The sequence below is a fragment of the Stutzerimonas sp. VN223-3 genome (genome assembly GCF_045999685.1).
Lineage (GTDB): Bacteria > Pseudomonadota > Gammaproteobacteria > Pseudomonadales > Pseudomonadaceae > Stutzerimonas > Stutzerimonas stutzeri_AR.
In genome coordinates this window covers 616,536-638,172 of sequence record NZ_RBEC01000003.1, presented here as the reverse complement: position 1 = coordinate 638,172, position 21,637 = coordinate 616,536, and the positions used below count along the sequence as shown (strand labels likewise).

The window sequence follows — 21,637 nt, the reverse complement described above, 5'->3', positions numbered from 1 at the left end:
GGGTGCACTAGCGAGATGCGGCAGGAACGCCGTCTATTTTTTTGTGACTGGAGCGCGCAATAGCGGTTCCATGCACCCGGCGAGCGGTCGAGAAGGGGGGAGGCGAGCGGGTGCTGAGCGGGCACCCGCGAAGGGTTTATTGCAGCATGCTCATGGCCGCGTCCATGGCCGCCGACAGGTCTTCGTCTTCCTGCATTAGGGAGTTCGGATCGATCCCTAGTTTGGCGAACGCGGGAATCTGATTCCAATCCAGCTGCGTATAGGGGTGCGATGTACCGCTGTAGCTCTGCAGGGTCGCCACTTGGACGATATCCACGTAGTCGGCCTTGTCCGACACGCGAGAAAAATTAAGGTGCTGGCCAGGAACCGTGGCGATCGGGTCTGGAAATTCCCAGGTACGCAAAATTTTCTCGCCGATGACTGGATGGATCCGGTCGATCACATGGTTGAGGCTGATTGAATCGCTTAGCAACGCACTGTGTTCTTCGGCGTAGGTCAGGATCGGCAGTATACCGATTTGATGCACGAGCCCGGCCAGTGTCGCCTGATCAGCGGGAAGGCGCGTGAAGTTGCGGCAAAGAACATGGCTGATAGCGGCAATCTCGGTGCTTTTGTTCCAAACTTCACGCATTTTACGGTCCACCACGTCGGTGGTGGCCTGGAACATCTGCTCCATGGCGAGGCCGGTTGCCAGGTTCGAGGTGTAGTTGATGCCAAGACGGCTGATCGCCATCTGCAGATCGTTGATTTCCCGATTGGTACGCAGTAAAGGGCTGTTGACGACCTTGATGATGCGAGCGGTAAGGGCGGTGTCGTTGCCGATCACCTTGGCTAGCATCGGAATGCTCACGTCTGGATCTTCCGCTGCCTCGCGGACACGTAGTGCTACTTCCGGAAGTGTCGGCAAAACCAGTTCGTCGTTTTCGATTGCCTGCATCAATTCATGCTGGACTTTATCGGCAAGGGTGCTCATGTCTTTCCTTATTAATGATTCTGTGTTGGGCGTGGCTAGCGCTGGATTTCTTGGGCCGCGTCTAGCATGTATGGCAGGTCGAGCAAGGTCAGCGGCAGACCATCCGGTGAGCCGAGGAATATACGACCGTCGGCCGCGGCGTCCTCCTGCAGCACGGCAAGCAGTTCCAATGCGCCGTCGACGCTTGCCGCGAGGACCACTTCGCCCACGCTGGAGCCGTGAACGGGTGAATACAGCTCTAGCCCTGGAGCGGGCAATTCCGCCTCGGCATTTTCAGCGGCAAGGCGATGCAGGCGGCGCTTCAGTTTGCCGAGATACTGCATCCGCGCAACGATTTCCTGGCCGGTATAGCAGCCTTTTTTGAAGCTGACGCCACCCAGCGCCTGAAGGTTGATCATCTGCGGAATGAACAGGTCCCGGGTACCGGTGACGACCTGTCCGATCCCCGCGCGAATCTGTGCCATTAGCCAATGTTCAAGCGGTGCTTCGGGAAGCTGAGCGCTGAGCCGCAAGCGGATGGTTTCGGCGTCTACTGCACGGACCCAGAGCTCGGCACGACCATCCGGAAGGCGGATGGCGATCAGTCCGTGCGCGGTGACCATCCTGTCGGCTTCTGGCGGAAGATCCAGGCCGAGGTTGACCAGAACGCCATCGCCTGCATTGAGCCCGAAGCGGACCCATTCGGTGCTCTCGTCATACAGTTTGGATTTTGAAAATGCCGCATATTTGGTCAGGTCCGCGAGTTGCGTTTGCACCAGTTCGCGTTCCATCGCCAACAGATAACCGTCGGCTTCCGGCAGGATACGGAAGCTCGACTGCATACGCCCTTTGGGGGTGCAACGTGCACCGAGGCTCGAATGCTGAGCGTCGAGGTAATTGAGGTTGCAGGTCAGTTGTCCCTGCAGGAACTTGCTGGCGTCCGGGCCGCGTACGGCCAGAACGCCCTCATGCGACAGGACGCAGAAAAAAGCAGTGTCGGTCATGACTGGTCGCCGTGAAAATTCCGGACAGGCATCATAGCAGGGCGTTGGCAAAACACAGCGTGCGCCAAGTGCCACTCTGCTCTGGCTTGCTGACAGACGTGCCGGCCCGCTGCGCCACCGTTATAATGTCGGGCTTCAACTCAGGAGCATGTCATGGTCGAACAATCCGAACTCAATCGCCTGTTCTGGCAAAGCCGCCGTGGCATGCTCGAGCTGGACGTCTTGTTGGTGCCCTTCGTTAAAGAGGTGTACCCGCAACTGGATGAAGAAGACCAGCGCCGCTACCGCAAGTTGTTGAGCTGCGAGGACCAGGACATGTTTGGCTGGTTCATGGAGCGCTCCGAGCCCGATGACGAAGATCTGCGCTACATCGTTCGGATGATTCTCGATCGTGTCCAGCCCAAGTAACCAGACATTCGAATGCCGCTGGCAGGCTTCGAGCCTGTTGTTGGCACTCTATGTGACGGTGCTGCTAGTGGCCATCGTTACCCTGTTGGCGCTGCCAATCCCGTTCTGGTTTCAATCTCTCAGTTTGCTGCTTTGCCTGCTGCATGCTGGCTGGGCGATACCTTCTCGCATCCTGCTTTCCCGCGATTCGTCCTGGCTCGGCTTGCGCCAGGATCAGCAGGGTTGGTCGCTATGGAGTCGGCGTGCTGGCTGGCAACCCGTCCAGCTGCGCCCTGACAGTCTCGCGTTGCCGCTGGCTGTAGTGCTGCGCTTCAAGGTGCCAGGCGAATGGCTCGTTCGTGGGATCTGCATTCCCAGAGGCTCGATGCCGCCCGAACAGCATCGGCGCCTACGGGTCAGGTTGAAGTTCAGTCGACGTAGGTGGGCGGCACCAGAATAGTATCCACCGCGTCGGGCAACTGCTCAGGGTAATCCAGGGTGTAGTGCAGCCCTCGGCTTTCCTTGCGCTGCATCGCTGAACGGATCATCAGCTCCGCTACCATGGCTAGATTCCGCAGCTCGATCAGGTCGCGGCTGACTTTGTAATTGCTATAGAACTCGTCGATCTCACCAAGCAGCAAGCGCACCCGATGCTGTGCGCGCATGAGTCGCTTGTTGGTTCGGACGATGCCGACGTAATCCCACATGAACCGTCGCAGCTCATCCCAGTTATGAGCAATGATCACGTCCTCGTCCGAATCGGTGACCTGACTGGCGTCCCAGGTCGGCAGGTTGCCTGGCGCTTCTATATCCGGCAGCTCGCTGAGCATATGTTGGGCGGCTGATTGGGCATAGACGAAGCATTCCAGCAGCGAGTTGCTGGCCATGCGGTTGGCGCCGTGCAACCCGGTAAAACTGGTTTCGCCAATTGCGTAGAGCCCTGGTATATCGGTCCTTCCGGACTGATCGACGACAACGCCGCCACAGGTGTAGTGAGCTGCGGGTACTACTGGAATCGGCTCGCGTGTGATGTCGATGCCGAACTCCAGGCATCGCTCGTAGACCGTGGGAAAATGGCTCTTGATGAATTCCGTAGGCTTGTGGCTGATGTCCAGATAAACGCAATCGACACCTAGTCGCTTCATCTCATGGTCTATCGCTCTGGCAACGATATCTCGCGGAGCCAGCTCAGCACGAGCATCGAAGCGCGGCATGAAACGTTCGCCATCAGGCAACTTGAGCAAGGCGCCTTCGCCGCGTAATGCCTCGGTGATAAGGAAGCTCTTTGCCTTAGGGTGGTAAAGGCAGGTGGGGTGGAACTGGTTGAACTCCAGATTGCCGACCCGGCAGCCCGCGCGCCAGGCAATGGCGATGCCGTCGCCGCACGCGCCGTCCGGGTTACTAGTGTAGAGATACACCTTGGCGGCTCCGCCGGTCGCTAGAACGACGAATTTCGCTTGAAATGTATCCACTTCGCCAGTGCCTCGGTTCAGCACGTAAGCGCCAAGGCAGCGCTTGCCGCTCAAGCCTAGCTTGCGCTCGGTGATCAGATCGACGGCGACGCGCTGGTGCAACAGATCGATATTACGTCGGTCCTGAGCGCGTGCAAGCAGCGTATTGAAGATCGCTGCGCCGGTGGCATCGGCTGCGTGGATGATGCGGCGGTGGCTATGCCCGCCTTCACGTGTCAGGTGATACTCGAAGCTGCCATCCTCCCGATCCGCTTCATCCTTGGTGAAGGGAACGCCTTGTTCGATCAACCATTGAATGGCTTCGCGACTGTGTTCGACCGTGAAGCGCACGGCTTCTTCCTTGCACAGCCCGCCGCCCGCGATGAGTGTGTCGACGACATGGGATTCAACCGTGTCGGTGGTGTCCAGCACTGCAGCGACGCCGCCTTGAGCCCAGTACGTCGATCCGTTGGCCAGGTCACCTTTGCTCAGTACCGCGACGCGGAGGTCGGTCGGTAGGTTGAGTGCCAGCGTCAAGCCCGCGGCGCCACTGCCGATGACAAGAACGTCGTACTGATAATGTTGGCTCATTTCGGATCTCGCGTTGAAGATGACCCTAGTATATAGAGTGCTTCCCCCTGCAAAATAGCAGCCCATGTCTTATGTGGCTGATGCCTTGGAACTTTTTTTGCAAGTCCGTCTCTATACACAGTTGTGGATGCAAGCCGGCTGGCCATCAATGCGTGGGCGGCTGGTTTTTGCTGTGGATACCAGTAGAACGTTGTCGAAACGATCTGTTTTGCGGCGTTGCTTGCCAGTGCCGTCAGGTGTGTTGCAGGAAAGCTTGCTTGGAGGGGGAGAACTTTTGTGTAAAGCCCGGGTCTATTCTGGCAGGTCAGCTCGCTGGCGAGCGCAGCACTCCTTCCAGGTCATGGAGGAGTGTTTATGCTAACCCAGGAGCAGGACCAGCAACTGGTCGAACGAGTTCAGCGGGGAGACAAAAGGGCTTTTGATCTGTTGGTACTAAAGTATCAGCATAAGATTCTTGGGTTGATCGTACGCTTCGTACATGATTCTCACGAAGCTCAGGATGTTGCGCAGGAGGCCTTTATCAAAGCCTATCGTGCGCTGGCGAATTTTCGCGGGGACAGCGCCTTCTATACCTGGCTGTACCGCATCGCCATCAACACGGCGAAAAATCATTTGGTGGCCCGAGGACGGCGGCCGCCTGACAGCGATGTCAGTTCCGAAGATGCGGAGTTCTATGAAGGTGATCACGCCCTCAAGGACATCGAGTCGCCGGAGCGCGCGCTTCTAAGGGACGAAATAGAAGACACAGTTCATAGAACTATCCAGCAACTACCAGAAGATTTGCGTACGGCTCTAACACTGCGTGAATTTGATGGTCTTAGTTATGAAGACATTGCAAACGTCATGCAGTGTCCGGTGGGTACGGTCCGCTCACGGATATTCCGGGCGCGGGAAGCCATCGATAAAGCATTGCAACCCTTGTTGCATGAATCCTGAGACAGCGGCGACAGCCAAGAGAGGAACCGCCATGAGTCGTGAAGCCCTGCATGAATCGCTGTCCGCGGTGATGGATAACGAAGCGGACGAGTTGGAATTACGTCGAGTGCTTGCTGCAGACGGCGACACCGAAATGCGATCGACTTGGTCGCGTTATCAAATTGCTCGTGCCGCAATGCACAAGGAGTTGGTCGAGCCTCGTCTGGATATTGCTTCGGCGGTGTCGGCTGCCTTGGCTGACGAGCCTGTCATTACTGCGATTAAGCCACAGCGTTTTGCTTGGCGTAACATGGGGCGTCTGGCCGTTGCAGCTTCGGTTACCGTAGCGGTGCTAGCTGGTGTGCGCCTGTACAATCAGAGCGAAGTCGCTGGTCCGCAGGTAGCGCAGCAGGCCGCTCAGCCTAGCATTGCGGTGCCGCAGGCCAATCAAGGGCCAGCTGTGTTGGCTGGCTATAGTGAAAATGCTGGTGCGCCGGAAGCTCAGACGGCGAGTGCCCAGGTGCCCGTCGAAGGGTGGCATGAACAGCGTTTGCCGGCGTACGTCCGCCAGCACGCACAGCAGGCCGCTTTCGGTAGTGGCTCTGAAAGCGCGCTGCCTTATGCTCGTGCTGCCAGCATGGAAGATCGTTAAGGAACAACATGCGTGTAATACCGCTGTGTGTGGTACTCGGAGGCTGGCTATCAATGCCGGCCTTTGCTGCTGATGCTGAAGACTGGATGCAACGTCTTGCGGCGGCTGAAAAAAAACAGAGCTACCTCGGCACCTTCGTGTATGAGCGCAACGGTAGTTTTTCCAGCCATGCCGTCTGGCAGTTTGTAGATGATCAGAAGCTGCGCGAGCGTTTGCTGCAACTGGACGGTCCGCCAGCAGAGGTTTCGTTGGTTGATGGCAAGGTTCAGTGCGCGAGTGAGGATTTAGCATCTCAAGTCCGAGATGCCCAGTCTCGGCGTCACCAGCAGTTCGATCCGAACGTACTTTCCAAGTGGTACGACTTTCAGGTCATTGGTGAGTCGCGAGTTGCCGGGCGACCCACCGTAGCACTGGCTATTCGGCCGAAGGATCAGCACCGTTACGGTTTCGAACTGCACTTAGATCGCGAAACGGCATTGCCGCTCAAGTCCCTGCTGCTCGATGAGAACGGCCAACTGCTCGAGCGCTTCCAGTTCACCCATTTCTCTCCAGATTCAGTTCAGCTCACCGATGTCCAGGCTGGGTCGGCATGCAAGCCTGTTTCATTGAATGCGGAGCGTGAATCGAAAGTACCGAAATGGCACTCTGACTGGCTTCCGATGGGTTTCCAGTTGCTCGACTCGAACGTTCGCCCCAGTCCAGCTTCCGACGAGTCGGTGGCTTGGCTCTCTTATGGTGACGGACTCGCTCGTTTTTCGGTGTTCCTGGAGCCGCTACGCGGGGCTGTAGTTGAAGATGCACGCAGCCAGATGGGACCAACGGTGGCGGTGTCCAAGCGCATTTCCACAGCCGGCGGTGATGTCATGGTGACGGTCGTTGGCGAGATTCCACTGGGTACCGCTGAGCGAGTCGCGCTGTCGATGCGGTCCGGGGCCGAACAGGCGTCGCGATGATTGAAGAGCCTGGGCGCGTGATCGCTGTAGAGCCTGGGGCTGTTTGGGTTGAGACGCAACGTAACAGTACCTGTTCAGGCTGTTCCGCCAAGAACGGTTGTGGCCAAGGGCTGATGGACCGTCTTGGCGTTCGCGAGCGACGCGAGCTGATATGCGCGGTATCCAATCTTCAGCTTCGTGTGGGTGATTTGGTCGTCATCGGTATCCGTGAGGACGTGTTGCTGCGTGGCGCCATTCTTGTTTATCTCTTCCCGCTGGTTGTGCTGTTTACTTCGGCGCTTATTGCTACGAAGCTTTCGGTAGCAGAGCCATACGTGATACTTGCCGGGCTTGGGGGATTCCTGTTTTCGTGGCTGGTCGTGCGTAAGCGCAGCCAGCAAACTGCAGGCGATCCAAATTTGCAGCCAGTTGTGTTGCGCGCATTGCCGGTGGGCTCTGCGGCAGGTGGCCGGGTGGGTTTGTTTTCATCAAGGGAGAATGATTTTGAAGGTTCAACGGAATAGCTGCTTTGCTCTTGTCGCTGCACTGTATTTTCTAGGGCAGGTCGCGGTGGCTAATGCGCAGTTACCCGATTTCACGCCCCTGGTTGAAAGCGCCTCGCCTGCAGTAGTCAATATCAGCACCAAGCAAAAAGTGCAGACTCGTGCTGCCAGCCCGCACATGCCGGATCTCGAAGGACTGCCCCCAATCTTTCGAGAGTTCTTTGAACATGGCATTCCGGAAATGCCGGGCCAGGATCAGCGGCGCGAGGCGCAGTCGCTAGGCTCCGGCTTTATCATTTCGGCCGATGGTTATGTGTTGACCAATAACCATGTTGTTGCCGATGCAGACGAAATAATTGTTCGATTGCCGGATCGCAGTGAACTGGAAGCAACACTGGTCGGTGCTGATCCTCGTACCGACGTGGCATTGCTAAAAATCGAAGCTACCGGTTTGCCGACGGTTAGGCTGGGAACGTCCAGTGCATTGAAGGTCGGTGAGTGGGTACTGGCAATTGGTTCGCCGTTCGGCTTCGACCACACCGTAACGGCGGGTATTGTCAGTGCGACCGGGCGCAACCTTCCAAACGAAAGTTATGTTCCCTTCATTCAAACCGATGTCGCGATCAATCCCGGTAATTCGGGCGGGCCGCTGTTTAATCTGCAGGGCGAAGTGATCGGCATCAACTCGCAGATATTTACACGGTCGGGCGGTTTTATGGGCCTGTCGTTTGCTATTCCAATCGATGTCGCCTTAGACGTTTCAGATCAGTTACGAACTGACGGCAAAGTGAGTCGTGGCTGGCTGGGTGTGGTCATCCAGGAGGTCAATCGGGACTTGGCCGAATCGTTCGGGCTTGAGCGCCCGGCGGGCGCTCTGGTCGCTCAAGTGATGGACGGTGGCCCCGCAGCTCAGGGCGGTTTGCGCGTGGGCGACGTGATCCTCAGTGTCAATGACAATGCCATTGATATGTCTGCCGACTTGCCGCATTTGATCGGTACGATCAAGCCGAACACCAAGGCTAAGCTTGGCATCGTTCGCGATGGCGACCGCGAGACGTTGACCGTCACGATCGGCGCATTGCCGGAAGAGGGCGAGGAATTAGCGGCAACAGGCGATCGCGCAGAAAAAAGCAGCAATCGGCTGGGCGTCAAGGTGTCGGAATTAACTGCCGAGCAAAAGCGCAGCCTGGACTTGCCTGGTGGCGTGGTAATCACCGAGGTATTGAGTGGTCCGGCCGCGATGATCGGTCTGCGTCCGGGTGATGTAATTACACATTTAAACAATCAGGCTATCGATTCTGCTTCGACCTTTGGCCGCGTTGCGGAGCAGCTGCCGAAGAATCGGTCGGTTTCCATGCGGGTACTGCGTCAAGGGCGAGCGAGCTTCATCACGTTCAAGCTTGCGGAGTAAATGATTGGGTAAAGAGAAGAGGCCTCCGGGCCTCTTTTTTTGTTCTGAAGGATTGTTTTCGCTGGCTTGGTTCACGGACCTGCTGGGTTGGGTTCTGAGGCGGCGTGGCGCTGAATAGACCGATCAGGTACACTCTGCGGCTATTTTCGGCGGGCAGTCAGCTCGCGGCATATTCGAGTGTTTAGCTGTGAGCGACCTGAGTCATATCCGCAATTTCTCCATCATCGCGCACATCGATCATGGCAAGTCGACCCTGGCTGACCGTTTCATCCAGATGTGTGGTGGTCTGACCGAGCGTGAAATGAACGCGCAGGTGCTGGATTCGATGGATCTCGAGCGTGAAAGAGGCATCACCATCAAGGCGCATAGCGTCACGCTGTACTACAAAGCTAGGGACGGCAAAACCTACCAGCTAAATTTCATTGACACCCCGGGGCACGTGGATTTCACCTATGAGGTGAGCCGTTCGTTGGCGGCCTGTGAAGGTGCGCTGTTGGTCGTCGATGCAGGTCAGGGAGTCGAAGCTCAATCGGTTGCCAACTGCTATACGGCGATCGAACAGGGCCTGGAAGTGATGCCTGTCTTGAACAAGATGGACTTGCCCCAGGCCGACCCCGACAAAGTAAAGGACGAAATCGAGCACATCATTGGTATAGATGCTACCGATGCCGTCGCTTGCAGTGCCAAGAGCGGCATGGGTGTGGACGATGTCTTGGAGCGCCTGGTGGAAGTCATTCCGCCGCCAACGGGCGAAATTGATGCGCCGTTGCAGGCGCTGATCATCGATTCCTGGTTCGACAATTATCTGGGCGTTGTCTCGCTCGTGCGGGTCCGTCATGGTCGGATCAAGAAGGGCGACAAGGTTCTGGTCAAGTCCACCGGGAAGATGCATCAGGTCGACAGCGTCGGCGTATTCAACCCGAAACACACCAGTACGGCCGATCTCAAGGCTGGCGAAGTAGGCTTCATCATCGCTGGCATAAAAGACATCCATGGTGCGCCGGTGGGTGACACGCTGACGCTCTCCAATACACCGGACGTCGAGATGCTGCCCGGCTTCAAGCGGGTCAAGCCGCAGGTCTATGCCGGCTTGTTTCCGGTCAGCTCCGACGACTTCGAAGATTTCCGTGAAGCGCTGCAGAAGCTCACGCTAAACGATGCCGCCCTGCAATACGAGCCTGAAAGCTCCGACGCGCTGGGCTTCGGTTTCCGCATCGGTTTCCTTGGCATGCTGCACATGGAAATCATCCAGGAACGGCTCGAGCGGGAATACGATCTCGACTTGATAACGACCGCGCCAACGGTGGTCTATGAGCTTGCGCTGAAGAATGGCGACACGCTGTACGTTGACAGTCCGTCCAAGCTTCCCGACTTGTCCTCTATCGAAGATATGCGAGAGCCCATTGTGCGGGCCAACATTCTGGTGCCGCAGGAGCACCTAGGCAGCGTTATCACGCTGTGTATCGAGAAGCGTGGCGTGCAGAGGGATTTGCAGTTTCTAGGAACACAGGTGCAGGTGCGTTATGACTTGCCCATGAGCGAAGTGGTTCTGGATTTCTTTGATCGGCTGAAATCGGTTAGCCGTGGTTACGCCTCTCTGGATTACAGCTTCGAATGCTTCCAATCGGCCAACCTGACCCGCCTGGACATTCTGATCAACGGCGACAAGGTCGATGCGCTGGCGCTTATCGTGCATCGCGACAATGCGCATTACAAAGGCCGCATGCTGGTCGAGAAAATGAAGGAGCTCATTCCCCGGCAGATGTTCGACGTGGCGATCCAGGCGGCCATTGGTGGCCAGATCGTTGCGCGAAGTACTGTAAAGGCGTTGCGCAAGAATGTCCTGGCCAAGTGTTACGGCGGTGACGTAAGCCGCAAGCGCAAGTTGTTGGAAAAGCAAAAGGCCGGCAAGAAGCGCATGAAGCAGGTCGGCAACGTTGAAATCCCGCAAGAAGCTTTCCTCGCGGTGCTGAAGGTAGATAGCTGATATGTCGATCAATTTCCCGCTGTTGCTGGTAATTGCCGTTGCGGTATGCGGTTTTCTAACGCTTATCGATATGGTGTTTTTCGCACCTCGCCGCCGGGCTGCAATAGCCAACTATGAAGGCCGCACTGGCGGCGAGCCTGATCAATCGACGCTAGATGCGCTGAACAAAGAACCGGTTCTGATCGAGTACGGCAAATCTTTCTTTCCTGTGCTGGCTATCGTGCTGGTGTTGCGCTCGTTTCTTATCGAGCCGTTTCAGATTCCGTCCGGTTCGATGATCCCGACACTCGAGGTGGGTGATTTTATCCTGGTCAATAAGTTCGCCTATGGCATCCGTCTGCCGGTAGTCGATATGAAGATCATCGACGTCAGCGATCCGCAGCGCGGCGATGTAATGGTGTTTCGTTATCCGAGCGACCCGAATATCAATTACATCAAGCGCGTCATTGGCCTTCCGGGTGATGTGATTCGCTATAGCAGCAATAAGCGTCTGAGCATAAATGGCAAGCCGGTTCCCGAAATGCTCATTGGCGAGGAGCCGGGCAGCTTGGGTAGTGCCAAGCTGTATCAGGAAAAGCTGGGCGAAGTGGAGCACCTGATTCGCAAGGAAATGGGCCGTTATCGAGTCGAACCTGACCGCGAGTGGCGCGTCCCGGAAGGTCACTACTTCATGATGGGCGACAACCGCGATAACTCCAATGACAGTCGCTACTGGCACGATGCGGCGATTCCCGCCGACCTGGCTGGCATGGTTCCGGACCGCAACATCGTCGGCAAAGCGTTTGCCATATGGATGAGCTGGCCAGATCCGAAATTCAGCAACCTGCCAAACTTTTCGCGAGTCGGGCTGATTCACTGAGTCTGTGAATCAGGGCCCGGTTCTCCTGGCCCGGCTCGCTATATTTAAGCAACCCGATCGGTGGGTAACGTACGACATAGAGGTCGACATGAGTTTTGCTCGTTCGCAAAAAGGGCTGTCCATGCTGAGCTGGATCATGGTGCTTGCGCTGGTGGCGTTCTTTGCCAGTACTGCATTCAAGATGCTGCCGCACTACTTTGATTATATGTCCATGGACAAGATCATCAGCGCAGTGGAAAGTGACCAGGCCACGGAGGTCCGCACGGTGCGTGACTTCTATAGCCATGTGCGCAAGGGAATGGATGTGAATGGCATTCGCGACCTTGATCTCGAAGAGGCGATGAAGGTCGTGATTGAAAACAATGAGTTCAAGGTCAACCTGAACTACGAAAAACGCGAGCCCCTGATCCGAAACCTCGATCTGGTGGCGAACTTCGATAAAGAATATCGCCTAAGGATGCCGTGAGCACTTCGTTAGCCCGTCTCGAGCGCAAGCTCGGATATCAATTCAAGGATCAGGAGCTGATGCTTCTGGCCCTGACGCATCGCAGCTATGCCGGACGCAACAATGAGCGTTTGGAGTTTCTCGGTGATGCCATTCTCAACTTCATCGCCGGCGAGGCGCTGTTCACCCACTTTCCGCAAGCCAAGGAAGGGCAGCTGTCCCGTCTGCGTTCACGCCTGGTCAAGGGCGAGACCCTGGCGGTGCTCGCTCGCGGTTTTGAGCTCGGCGAATACTTGCGCCTCGGCTCGGGTGAGCTGAAGAGCGGCGGTTTCCGTCGCGAATCCATTCTCGCCGACACACTTGAGGCACTGATCGGCGCCATTTATCTGGACGCTGGCATGGAGGCCGCACGCGACCGCGTGCTCGCCTGGCTCGCCAACGAACTGGAAGGACTGACGCTGGTCGACACCAATAAGGATCCGAAAACCCGTTTGCAGGAATTTCTCCAATCGCGTGCCTGCGAGCTGCCGAAATATGAAGTGGTCGCCATTCAGGGGGATCCGCACTGCCGAACGTTCTTCGTTGAGTGCCAGGTGTCGCTGCTCAACGAGAAAACGCAAGGGCAGGGTGCCAGCCGGCGTATTGCCGAACAGGTTGCCGCTGCCTCGGCACTGATCGCCTTGGGCGTGGAGAATGGTAATGACTGATGTGCGTATGGAAGACGATGCCGTAAGCCGCTGTGGTTATGTGGCAATTGTCGGCCGTCCCAATGTTGGCAAGTCGACGTTGCTCAACCACGTCCTCGGACAGAAGCTCGCGATTACATCACGCAAGCCTCAGACCACGCGCCACAACATGCTTGGGATAAAGACCGAAGGTGCCGTCCAGGCCGTCTACGTCGATACGCCCGGTCTGCACAAGAACGGCGAGACCGCCCTCAATCGCTATATGAACCGCACCGCGTCCTCGGCATTGAAGGATGTCGATGTGGTGATTTTCGTTGTCGATCGCACGCGCTGGACCGATGAGGACCAATTAGTGCTCGAACGCGTGCAATACGTTGAAGGCCCGGTGATCGTCGCGGTGAACAAGACCGATCGCGTCGAGGACAAGGGTGAGCTATTGCCGCATTTCGAGTGGCTGGCGCAGCAATTGCCAAAAGCCGAGATCGTGCCGATATCAGCCCAACACGGGCAGAATCTCGATGTATTCGAGAAACTAGTGGCCTCGCATCTGCCCGAAGGCGAGCATTTCTTCCCGGAAGATCAGATCACTGATCGCAGCAGCCGCTTCTTGGCAGCCGAGCTGGTACGGGAAAAGATCATGCGGCAGCTCGGTGCCGAAGTGCCCTACCAAATCACGGTCGAGATCGAGGATTTCAAGCAGCAAGGGCATGTGCTGCATATCCACGCGTTGATCTTGGTCGAGCGCGACGGGCAGAAAAAAATCATCATCGGCGACAAGGGTGAGCGCATTAAGCGCATCGGTCAGGAAGCGCGCAAAGACATGGAAGTGTTGTTCGATTCCAAGGTCATGCTCAACCTTTGGGTGAAGGTGAAGAGCGGCTGGTCCGACGACGAGCGTGCTTTGCACTCGCTGGGATACAGCTGAATAAAGCAGCGACAAGCTCCAAGAAGCTCAAGCTCAAGCTCAAGCTCAAGCTGAGCGAAGCTTTAAGCTTTGACATCCAGTCTCCAGTCTGAATCCCATGACCAGCCAAACCGCTTTCGTCCTGCACAGTCGCCCCTATCGCGAGAGCAGCGCCCTGGTGGATTTCTTTACACCGCAGGGGCGGCTGCGGGCGGTGTTGCGCGGTGCGCGAGGCAAGGCGGGTACTCTGGCTCGGCCTTTCGTACCGCTCGAGGTTGAGTTTCGTGGGCGTGGCGAGCTGAAGAGTGTGGGGCGGTTGGAAAGTGCCGGCCTGGCTTTCTGGCTCGACGGCAACGCGCTGTTCAGCGGCATGTATCTAAACGAACTACTGATCCGCCTGCTTCCTGCTGAAGATGCCCATCCCGCCATGTTCGAACACTACGCCGCGACTTTGCCGGCGCTGGCGGCCAAGCGCCCGCTGGAGCCAATTCTGCGCTCGTTCGAGTGGCGACTGTTGACTGAGCTCGGCTATGGTTTCGCCTTGGATAAGGATATCGCTGGCCAGCCGATTGCCAGCGATGGGCTCTATCGCCTGTTGCCCGATGCCGGGTTGGAACCGGTGGGTCAGTTTCAGCCGGGGCTGTTCAACGGCGCGGAACTGCTTGCAATGGCCGAAGTTGACTGGAGCTTGCCAGGGGCGCTGGCGGCAGCGAAACGATTGATGCGCCAGGCGCTGGCGCCACACCTAGGTGGCCGACCGTTGGTCAGCCGCGAACTGTTCATGAACATGAAGGAGGCCCCACGTGACTGAAGCCAATCGAATCCTGCTCGGCGTCAACGTCGATCACGTCGCCACCCTGCGCCAGGCGCGCGGCACGCGCTATCCCGACCCGGTCAAAGCCGCGCTGGATGCCGAAGAGGCGGGTGCAGACGGCATCACAGTCCACCTGCGTGAAGATCGCCGGCATATTCAGGAACGCGATGTGCTGATGATGAAAGACGCCCTGCAGACGAGGATGAACTTCGAGATGGGCGTCACTGAGGCGATGTTGACTTTCGCCGAGCAATTACGCCCGGAGCATGTTTGCCTTGTGCCAGAGACGCGTCAGGAGCTCACTACCGAAGGCGGACTCGACGTGGCTGGTCAGGAGTCTCGTATTCGGGATGCGGTCGATCGGCTGGCCGCCTGTGGCGCAGAAGTTTCGTTGTTCATCGACGCCGATCCGCGCCAGATCGAAGCTGCCGCACGTATCGGCGCTCCGGCCATCGAGTTGCATACCGGGCGCTATGCCGATGCGCATAGCGTGGCCGAACGTGCCAGTGAGCTGGCGCGGATTCGTGAAGGCGTCGAGTCAGGCCTTGGCCACGGGTTGATTGTCAATGCAGGCCATGGGCTGCATTACCACAATGCCGAGGCGATCGCCGCGATCCGTGGGGTCAACGAGCTGAACATCGGGCACGCCATCGTCGCCCACGCGCTGTTTGTTGGCTTCAAGCAGGCCGTCAAGGAAATGAAGCACCTCATTCTGGCCGCGGCAGCTCGCGGCTGACAAGCGTGGCGATCTGTTCACGGCGGGTCGCCTAGCTAGCGTCTGAACAGGTTCAACAGAATCGTCAACACCACGCTCAGGATCACCATCGAGCTGATCGGAATGAAGGTCCTACTGCGTTCCGATTCGATGCGGATATCGCCCGGCAGCTTGCCGAACCAACTCAGTAGCCCCGGCGCGTAGTGAAGGGCAACGCCGAGTAGGAGTAGTACCACACCTGCATATATCAGCCATTTCGCCATTCCGCCTCCCGATCAATTCATCTCAGGCCTCGCCATCCGGCTCGTCAGTGGTAGGCGGCAAAGGCTGCCACGACATGTCGTGAAAGCACCTCTACCGGCTCGCTGCGCTCCGCGGCGCATAGCAGCTTGATCTGATACTCGCCGAGTGATGGCAGGCTGGCGCCTTCCTCCAGCCGCTTCAGCGGAGGCCTGACCAGGCTCAGCGGATACGGCGCAACTGCAAGATCGGCGATCATCGCCGCTTCCTGACCGGCACACTGCTCGCTGGAGTAGGCGATGCGATACGAGCGATCAGCTCGGTCGAGCGCGTCCAGCGCCTGGCGCCGCCAAGCGCAATCAGCACTGGCCAGAGCCAGCGGCAATGGGTTGCGCTCCACCGCGACACCGCCCGTCCTACCGGCCCAGACCAGCGGCTCGCTGTGAATGACCTCACCGCGTGAATCGTCCTGGCCGAGATTGCCGACGCTCACCAGAGCCACATCCAGCTCGCCAGTGTCGATGCGCTGGATCATATCGATGCTACGTCCCACCGATACATTCACTTCGACTCCCGGATGAGTCCGTGCGAATAGTGATAGCAGGCCAGGCAGGATGTGCGTGCCGATGTCTGCCGGCGTGCCAAAGCGAACCCGCCCATTCAGTCGCGGCGCGATGAATGCGCTGACCGTTTCCTCATTAAGTTTGAGCAGCCTGCGCGCATAGCCCAGCAATCGTTCGCCTTCTGCAGTAAGGGCGATGCGTCGGGCCTCCCTGATGAATAGCGTGCAGCCGAGCATGGTTTCCAGGCGTTTGATTTGCATGCTGACGGCTGAGGTAGTGCGAAATATCTGCCCGGCCGCGCGCGTGAAGCTGCCGCTTTCGGCGATGGAAACGAATGTTCGCAGTACGTCGATTTCCAGCAAAGGCATGGCGGACTGAGGAAATTCTTCGGGCATACCGGGCATGGGTTCGCCTTCAATTTTTCTGAATCGAGAGTTCTATTGTAGTCGTTTGTCTGAATCGTCAAGGGCGCTCAACCTGATGCTGTCGACACGCGAGTTGCAGTCGACAGGCATCGGGTGCGCCTGTGCACCCTCTGAATAGTAGGAGGTTGCGATGCGAAATTCCGAACGGCGGCAGCAATGCCGCGTGGCTGCGGATCGGCGTGGGCCGGCCATGCCGGACGTGTATCTACCGGCGATGTGGCCGGTAGGGCTCCAGCAGATCATCGCCGACTGGTACAAGGCGTGGCGCAAGCGATGCTTGTATCGGCAACTGCTGGCCCTGAGTGATCGTCAGCTTCGCAGTCGCGATCTGAGCAGGCCGAGGCTTCGCGAAAGGGCTGCGCTGCCGTTGCGGCAGATTGTCGCTGAGCAGCGCAGGCGGCGCTGTCATGAACGGGTAGCTTAGGGCTTGCGAGCGATCAGCACGGCGCGCATCGGTGCTGGCATTCCTTCGACGGTTTTGCTGTGGTCCAGCGGATCGAGGAAGTCAGGTAGCGACTGATAACGCATCCACTCAGTGCTGCGCTGCTCTTCGACGCTGGTAACGCTGACGTCGGCGCAATGCACGTCGACGAAGCCCGCGCGGCGCAGCCAGCACTCCAAGGCGGCGACCGAGGGCAGGAACCAGACGTTGCGCATCTGCGCGTAGCGGTCTTCCGGGACCAGCGCGGTGTGCTCGTTGCCTTCGACCACCAGGGTTTCCAGCACCAGCTCGCCGCCCTTGATCAGGCAGTCCTTCAGGTCTAGCAGATGGTCGATGGGCGAACGCCGGTGGTAGAGCACACCCATGGAAAACACCGTGTCGAAGCCTTCAAGTTTCTCCGGCAGCTCCTCCAGCGCCATCGGCAGGTGCCAGACCGGCAGTTCTTCGAGGTAGCGCTTCATCGCATGGAACTGGCAGAAAAACAGCCAGTTCGGGTCGACGCCCACCACCGAGTCAGCGCCAGCGCCGAACATGCGCCACATGTAGTAGCCGTTGCCGCAGCCGACATCGAGGATGCGCTTGCCGGCAAGATCAAGATGCGGCGCGACGCGATCCCACTTCCAGTCCGAACGCCACTCGGTATCGACGTGAACACCGAACACGTCGAATGGCCCCTTGCGCCAGGGCGACAGGCCAAACAGCGCGTCATGGGTAACGGCACGCGTGGCCTCATCGCAATTCGCCTCAAGACGGAAGGCATCGCGCAGCTCGACGACACTAGGCTGGATATTCGGCAGCGCATCGACTGCACGACGCCAGCGCGGCAAATCCCCGTGACCGATGGCGAGCTTGGCGTCGAGTTGCTGTTGCAGGCCATTGGCCCAAGCGGCCAGCGGGGTACCGGCCAGACGCCAGGCGAGAGAAGTCAGATCAAGGTTCATGGCAGGGCGATCAAGGAGGCGAAATTCAGGCATTGGAACCAGGGCACAACCTTGGAAAAACCGGCGCCCAGCAAGCGCTGGCGGTGGGTTTCAAGGCTGTCGGGCTTCATCACGTTTTCGATGGCGCTGCGTTTCTGGGCGATTTCCAGTTCGCTGTAGCCATTGGCGCGCTTGAAGGCAATATGCAGGTCAGTGAGCAATTCCTGCTCCTGTTCGTCCTCGAAGCGCAGTTTCTCCGACAGGATCAACGCGCCTCCCGGCACCAGCGCCTGGCGGATCTTGCCGAGCAGGACTGGCCGCTGTTCGCGCGGAATGAACTGCAAGGTAAAGTTAAGCGCAACCAGAGAGGACGGCTGGAAGTCGAGCGCGAGGACATCCGCCTCGATCACCTCGGCCGGCAACAACTCCTGAAACATCGAGTCCTGCGCATGTAGATATTCGCGACAACGCTCGACCATCGCGGCGGAATTATCTACGGCGATCACCTGGCAGTTATCGGTTTTAACGTGCCGACGCAGCGCCTGGGTCACTGCACCCAGCGAACAGCCCAGATCATAGAGGCGAGTATTCGACTGAGCGAATTGCGCAGCCAACACGCCGATGTTCTCGACGATGGCGGGGTAGCCCGGTACCGAGCGCTTGATCATGTCGGGAAACACCCGCACCACGTCTTCGTTGAACGCAAAGTCCTGGGGTTGGGCGAGAGGATGAGCAAAAAGGCGGTCTGGATCGTGGGTCACGGCGGCGTCTGGGCAGGCTGAAAAACAGGGGCTGCATTGTAGCGGAAAGCCGCTCGGATAGCCGTTCGCAAGCGGACGGTCGGCGCAGGCGCTTTGTATTCGCGATTACTGGACTTCGATACGGCAGTCGAACAGACCGGTCGGCTCCGCGTCGGTTTCCCACGGGCGCTGATAGGTGAGAAATAGACGGCCGCTACCGGTATCGGCCGCCTCGAATCGCCATGTCGAGACACCGTCGCCGCCGATCATGCCGTTCTCCGGCGAAGTGAACACTTCCGGGCCGAGGCTCTCTAGTTGCTCGGCTGAGGCGTCGCGAAGATTCCAGCGATAACCGGTAGCCGGATTGCTGGGCAGGCTAAGGATCAACGTCTGGCCGGGCTGCAATGACAGCGGGCAGGCAGCATCGTCGTTCAGCGCGACGCTACTGGGCGGGGTGTTGGCGCAGCCGGCAACCAGGAGCAGGGAAGCGAACGGCAGCAGGCGGGGCAGAACAGAGTGCATGGGGCGACCGGCTCAAGAAGGAAAAGAAATGCTCGGGTGTTGGGGTAAAACCTTAAGACCCTGGCAGCCGATCGTAAAGGCATCAGTATGATTGTCAGGGTTGTTCGTGCTGCTATCGGGTTCTGCACGTAAACGAGCGGGCCGCGCTACGCAAGTCGCGGCCCGTTGAGTTCACCGGATCAGAACAGCACCTTCACCACATCGCTGAAGCGCTTGGCGAAATGCATCGTCAGGCCTTCTTTCAAGTAGTCCGGCAGCTCCTCGAAGTCACCCCGGTTCAGCTCGGGGATGATCAGTTCGTAGAGCTTCAGGCGCCGGGCCGCGATCACCTTTTCACGCAGGCCACCGATGGGCAGGACCAGGCCGGTCAGGGTCAGCTCGCCGGTCATCGCCACGCCTTTCTTCGGTGCCTGGTTGCGTGCCAGCGATAGCAGCGCGCTGGCCATGCTGATGCCAGCGCTGGGACCGTCTTTCGGCGTCGCGCCTTCCGGCACATGCATATGCACGAAGGCTTGATCGAAGAATTTCGGGTCGCCTTTGAATTCTTTCAGATGCGCGTTCACGTAGCTGAAGGCGATTTCGGCCGACTCCTTCATCACCTCGCCCAGCTTGCCGGTGAGTTTGAAGCCGCGGTTGAGCGTATGGATGCGCGTCGCCTCGATCGGCAGGGTGGCGCCGCCCATGCTGTTCCACGCGAGCCCGGTAACCACGCCGACGCCGTTGAGCAATTGCTCTGGATGCCAGAACGCCATGCCCAGGTAGCTCTCGATGTCCTTCGGGCCGATCTTGATCTTGCTATCGGGTTCGACCAGCAACTTGACCACGGCCTTGCGTACCAGCTTGCCGAGCTGCTTATCCAGCTGCCGCACCCCGGCTTCCCGTGCATAACCCTCGATCAAGCCGCGCAACGCGCTGTCGCTGATCGACAGGCGATTCTTCGGTACACCGGCCCGCTCCAGCTGCCGCGGCCATAGGTGGCGCTTGGCGATGGCGAGCTTCTCTTCGGTGATGTAACCGGATAGGCGAATGATCTCCATACGATCGAGCAGCGGCCCGGGGATCGAATAAAGGCTGTTAGCCGTGCAGACGAACAGCACTTTGGAAAGGTCGAGGCGCAAATCAAGGTAGTGATCCAGGAAGCCAACGTTCTGCTCCGGGTCGAGGGTTTCCAGTAGCGCCGAGGCCGGATCGCCCTGATGGCTGTTGCCCAGTTTGTCGACCTCGTCGAGCATGATCACCGGGTTCATCACCTCGACTTCCTTCAAGGCTTGCACCACTTTGCCGGGCAACGCGCCGATGTAGGTGCGCCGATGGCCCTTGATCTCCGCCTCGTCACGCATGCCGCCGACGCTGAATCGGTAGAACGGACGTCCCAGGGATTCCGCGATAGATTTGCCGATACTGGTTTTGCCCACGCCTGGCGGGCCGACCAGCAACACGATGGAACCGGCGATCTCGCCGCGAAACGCGCCTACCGCGAGAAACTCGATGATGCGGCTCTTGATGTCGTCGAGCCCGGCGTGATGCTCGTTGAGTATCTTTCGCGCCCGTGCGAGGTCCAGCTTGTCCTCGCTGTACAGGCCCCAAGGCATCGAAGTGGCCCAATCCAGATAGTTGCGGGTCACCGCGTATTCCGGCGAGCCGGTTTCCAGCACCGAGAGCTTCTGCAGTTCGTCGTCGATACGTTTTTGTGCCGCGGGCGGTACCACCTTGCCCTCCAGGCGCGAGCGGAACTCATCGGCGTCGGCGCTGCGGTCGTCCTTGGTGATGCCCAGCTCCTGCTGGATGATCTTCAATTGTTCCTTTAGGAAGAACTCACGCTGGCGTTCGCCAATCTTGCGATTAACCTCGCCGGTGAGCTCCTTTTGCAGCTTCGCGACTTCGACTTCCTTGCGCAGCAGCGGTAGGACTTTCTCCATACGCTTGAGCACTGGAACTGTGTCCAGCACTTCCTGCAATTCCAGGCCTGGCGCGGTGGTCAGGGCGGCGGCAAAGTCGGTCAGCGGCGACGGTGCGTTCGGGCTGAAGCGATTGAGGTAGTTCTTCAACTCTTCGCTGTATAGCGGATTGAGCGGCAGCAGCTCCTTGATCGCATTGATCAGCGCCATGCCGTAGGCCTTCACCTCGTCGCGCGGATCTTCGTCGCTCTGCGGGTAATCCACCTCCACCAGATACGGCGGCTTACGTCGTAACCAGCCACGGACCCGCACGCGCGCCATGCCTTGGGCGACGAACTGCAACTTGCCGCCCTCCTTGGATGCGTGATGCACGCGAACCATGGTGCCGTGTTCGGGCAGGCTGTCGGGATCGAAACTGGCTGCATCCTGTACCGGCGTGTCCATATAGAACAGCGCAAGGCGCTGGTGCGGTGTCTTCGATACCCGCTCCAGGGTTTCGGCCCAAGGCTCCTCGTTGACGATAACCGGCAGCACCTGAGCGGGAAAGAAAGGCCGGTTGTGCACCGGGATGACGTAAAGCTTGTCCGGCAGTTCCTGATCCGGCAGCACCAGGCCGGTAGAAGAAATGTCCTGCTCGAATTCCTGATTGCTGTCGTCGTTCATGCGGCACCTGTTTCGA

At 58.4% G+C, this 21,637-nt stretch carries 24 protein-coding genes; 15 read left to right on the top strand and 9 right to left on the bottom strand.

Going from position 1 to position 21,637, the window contains the following annotated elements; translation table 11 throughout:
* Positions 1–136: 136 nt before the first annotated feature.
* Together D7241_RS18850 and D7241_RS18845 are read right to left on the bottom strand one after the other, a co-directional pair.
* Complete coding sequence (locus D7241_RS18850; protein WP_408102810.1) at positions 137–973, bottom strand: HDOD domain-containing protein; 837 nt, start codon at positions 971–973, stop codon at positions 137–139.
* Positions 974–1,008: 35 nt separating this feature from the next.
* Positions 1,009–1,956, bottom strand: a complete 948-nt coding sequence (locus D7241_RS18845; protein ID WP_408102809.1) for a YgfZ/GcvT domain-containing protein — start codon at positions 1,954–1,956, stop codon at positions 1,009–1,011.
* 153 nt (positions 1,957–2,109) lie between these two features.
* Between D7241_RS18845 and D7241_RS18840 the strand changes: the two genes are divergently transcribed.
* Positions 2,110–2,364 carry a succinate dehydrogenase assembly factor 2 gene (locus D7241_RS18840; RefSeq protein ID WP_255981439.1) on the top strand — a complete coding sequence of 85 codons (255 nt, stop codon included), beginning with the start codon at positions 2,110–2,112 and terminating at the stop codon, positions 2,362–2,364.
* Positions 2,348–2,803: a protein YgfX gene (locus tag D7241_RS18835; RefSeq protein WP_408102808.1), complete on the top strand. Its 456-nt coding sequence runs from the start codon at positions 2,348–2,350 to the stop codon at positions 2,801–2,803. The genes D7241_RS18840 and D7241_RS18835 overlap by 17 nt, the downstream gene beginning before the upstream one ends.
* Here D7241_RS18835 and nadB read toward each other — a convergent pair.
* Complete coding sequence (gene nadB, locus D7241_RS18830; RefSeq protein ID WP_408102807.1) at positions 2,772–4,385, bottom strand: L-aspartate oxidase; 1,614 nt, start codon at positions 4,383–4,385, stop codon at positions 2,772–2,774. The two genes, D7241_RS18835 and nadB, sit on opposite strands and share 32 nt — an antisense overlap.
* Before the next feature lie 354 nt (positions 4,386–4,739).
* Here nadB and rpoE point away from each other — a divergent pair, with 354 nt between their 5' ends.
* The 12 genes from rpoE (at position 4,740) to pdxJ (ending at position 15,229) form a co-directional block, all read left to right on the top strand.
* Positions 4,740–5,321 carry an RNA polymerase sigma factor RpoE gene (gene rpoE, locus D7241_RS18825; RefSeq protein WP_019342233.1) on the top strand — a complete coding sequence of 194 codons (582 nt, stop codon included), beginning with the start codon at positions 4,740–4,742 and terminating at the stop codon, positions 5,319–5,321.
* A gap of 31 nt (positions 5,322–5,352) precedes the next feature.
* Entirely contained in the window at positions 5,353–5,952 is a 600-nt protein-coding gene (locus D7241_RS18820; RefSeq protein ID WP_408102806.1) for a sigma-E factor negative regulatory protein, read from the top strand.
* A gap of 8 nt (positions 5,953–5,960) precedes the next feature.
* A complete protein-coding gene (locus tag D7241_RS18815) occupies positions 5,961–6,905 on the top strand; it encodes a MucB/RseB C-terminal domain-containing protein (RefSeq protein WP_408102805.1) in 945 nt (314 codons plus the stop codon).
* A complete protein-coding gene (locus D7241_RS18810; protein ID WP_408102804.1) occupies positions 6,902–7,408 on the top strand; it encodes a SoxR reducing system RseC family protein in 507 nt (168 codons plus the stop codon). The genes D7241_RS18815 and D7241_RS18810 overlap by 4 nt, the downstream gene beginning before the upstream one ends.
* Positions 7,383–8,798: a DegQ family serine endoprotease gene (locus D7241_RS18805; RefSeq protein ID WP_408102803.1), complete on the top strand. Its 1,416-nt coding sequence runs from the start codon at positions 7,383–7,385 to the stop codon at positions 8,796–8,798. The genes D7241_RS18810 and D7241_RS18805 overlap by 26 nt, the downstream gene beginning before the upstream one ends.
* A gap of 187 nt (positions 8,799–8,985) precedes the next feature.
* Positions 8,986–10,785 carry a translation elongation factor 4 gene (gene lepA, locus D7241_RS18800; protein WP_408102802.1) on the top strand — a complete coding sequence of 600 codons (1,800 nt, stop codon included), beginning with the start codon at positions 8,986–8,988 and terminating at the stop codon, positions 10,783–10,785.
* 1 nt (position 10,786) lies between these two features.
* A complete protein-coding gene (lepB, locus tag D7241_RS18795) occupies positions 10,787–11,644 on the top strand; it encodes a signal peptidase I (protein WP_408102801.1) in 858 nt (285 codons plus the stop codon).
* Between the two features lie 88 nt (positions 11,645–11,732).
* A complete protein-coding gene (locus D7241_RS18790; RefSeq protein ID WP_255981456.1) occupies positions 11,733–12,110 on the top strand; it encodes a DUF4845 domain-containing protein in 378 nt (125 codons plus the stop codon).
* Positions 12,107–12,796 carry a ribonuclease III gene (rnc, locus tag D7241_RS18785; RefSeq protein ID WP_255981459.1) on the top strand — a complete coding sequence of 230 codons (690 nt, stop codon included), beginning with the start codon at positions 12,107–12,109 and terminating at the stop codon, positions 12,794–12,796. The genes D7241_RS18790 and rnc overlap by 4 nt, the downstream gene beginning before the upstream one ends.
* The gene (gene era, locus D7241_RS18780) at positions 12,789–13,700 is read left to right on the top strand and encodes a GTPase Era (RefSeq protein ID WP_408102800.1); all 912 of its coding nucleotides are present in this window, start codon (positions 12,789–12,791) and stop codon (positions 13,698–13,700) included. The genes rnc and era overlap by 8 nt, the downstream gene beginning before the upstream one ends.
* Before the next feature lie 97 nt (positions 13,701–13,797).
* Positions 13,798–14,490, top strand: coding sequence for a DNA repair protein RecO (gene recO / locus D7241_RS18775; protein ID WP_408102799.1), 693 nt, complete (start codon positions 13,798–13,800; stop codon positions 14,488–14,490).
* The gene (gene pdxJ / locus D7241_RS18770; protein ID WP_408102798.1) at positions 14,483–15,229 is read left to right on the top strand and encodes a pyridoxine 5'-phosphate synthase; all 747 of its coding nucleotides are present in this window, start codon (positions 14,483–14,485) and stop codon (positions 15,227–15,229) included. The genes recO and pdxJ overlap by 8 nt, the downstream gene beginning before the upstream one ends.
* A 35-nt stretch (positions 15,230–15,264) precedes the next feature.
* On the opposite strand, the gene D7241_RS18765 is transcribed toward pdxJ, so the two are convergent.
* A complete protein-coding gene (locus D7241_RS18765; RefSeq protein WP_408102797.1) occupies positions 15,265–15,471 on the bottom strand; it encodes a DUF2905 domain-containing protein in 207 nt (68 codons plus the stop codon).
* A gap of 44 nt (positions 15,472–15,515) precedes the next feature.
* A complete protein-coding gene (locus tag D7241_RS18760; protein ID WP_408102963.1) occupies positions 15,516–16,406 on the bottom strand; it encodes a LysR family transcriptional regulator in 891 nt (296 codons plus the stop codon).
* Positions 16,407–16,566: 160 nt separating this feature from the next.
* Between D7241_RS18760 and D7241_RS18755 the strand changes: the two genes are divergently transcribed.
* Complete coding sequence (locus D7241_RS18755; RefSeq protein WP_408102796.1) at positions 16,567–16,860, top strand: hypothetical protein; 294 nt, start codon at positions 16,567–16,569, stop codon at positions 16,858–16,860.
* Here D7241_RS18755 and cmoB read toward each other — a convergent pair.
* The 4 genes from cmoB to lon all read right to left on the bottom strand — a co-directional run bounded on the left by cmoB (position 16,857) and on the right by lon (position 21,621).
* Positions 16,857–17,819: a tRNA 5-methoxyuridine(34)/uridine 5-oxyacetic acid(34) synthase CmoB gene (gene cmoB, locus D7241_RS18750; protein ID WP_408102795.1), complete on the bottom strand. Its 963-nt coding sequence runs from the start codon at positions 17,817–17,819 to the stop codon at positions 16,857–16,859. The genes D7241_RS18755 and cmoB overlap by 4 nt on opposite strands.
* A complete protein-coding gene (gene cmoA / locus D7241_RS18745) occupies positions 17,816–18,559 on the bottom strand; it encodes a carboxy-S-adenosyl-L-methionine synthase CmoA (protein ID WP_408102794.1) in 744 nt (247 codons plus the stop codon). Before cmoA ends, cmoB begins: the two co-directional genes overlap by 4 nt.
* A gap of 105 nt (positions 18,560–18,664) precedes the next feature.
* Positions 18,665–19,060 (bottom strand): protease inhibitor I42 family protein, encoded by a 396-nt coding sequence (locus D7241_RS18740; RefSeq protein WP_408102793.1) that lies wholly within the window; start codon positions 19,058–19,060, stop codon positions 18,665–18,667.
* 179 nt (positions 19,061–19,239) lie between these two features.
* Complete coding sequence (lon, locus tag D7241_RS18735) at positions 19,240–21,621, bottom strand: endopeptidase La (protein ID WP_408102792.1); 2,382 nt, start codon at positions 21,619–21,621, stop codon at positions 19,240–19,242.
* Positions 21,622–21,637 lie beyond the last annotated feature (16 nt).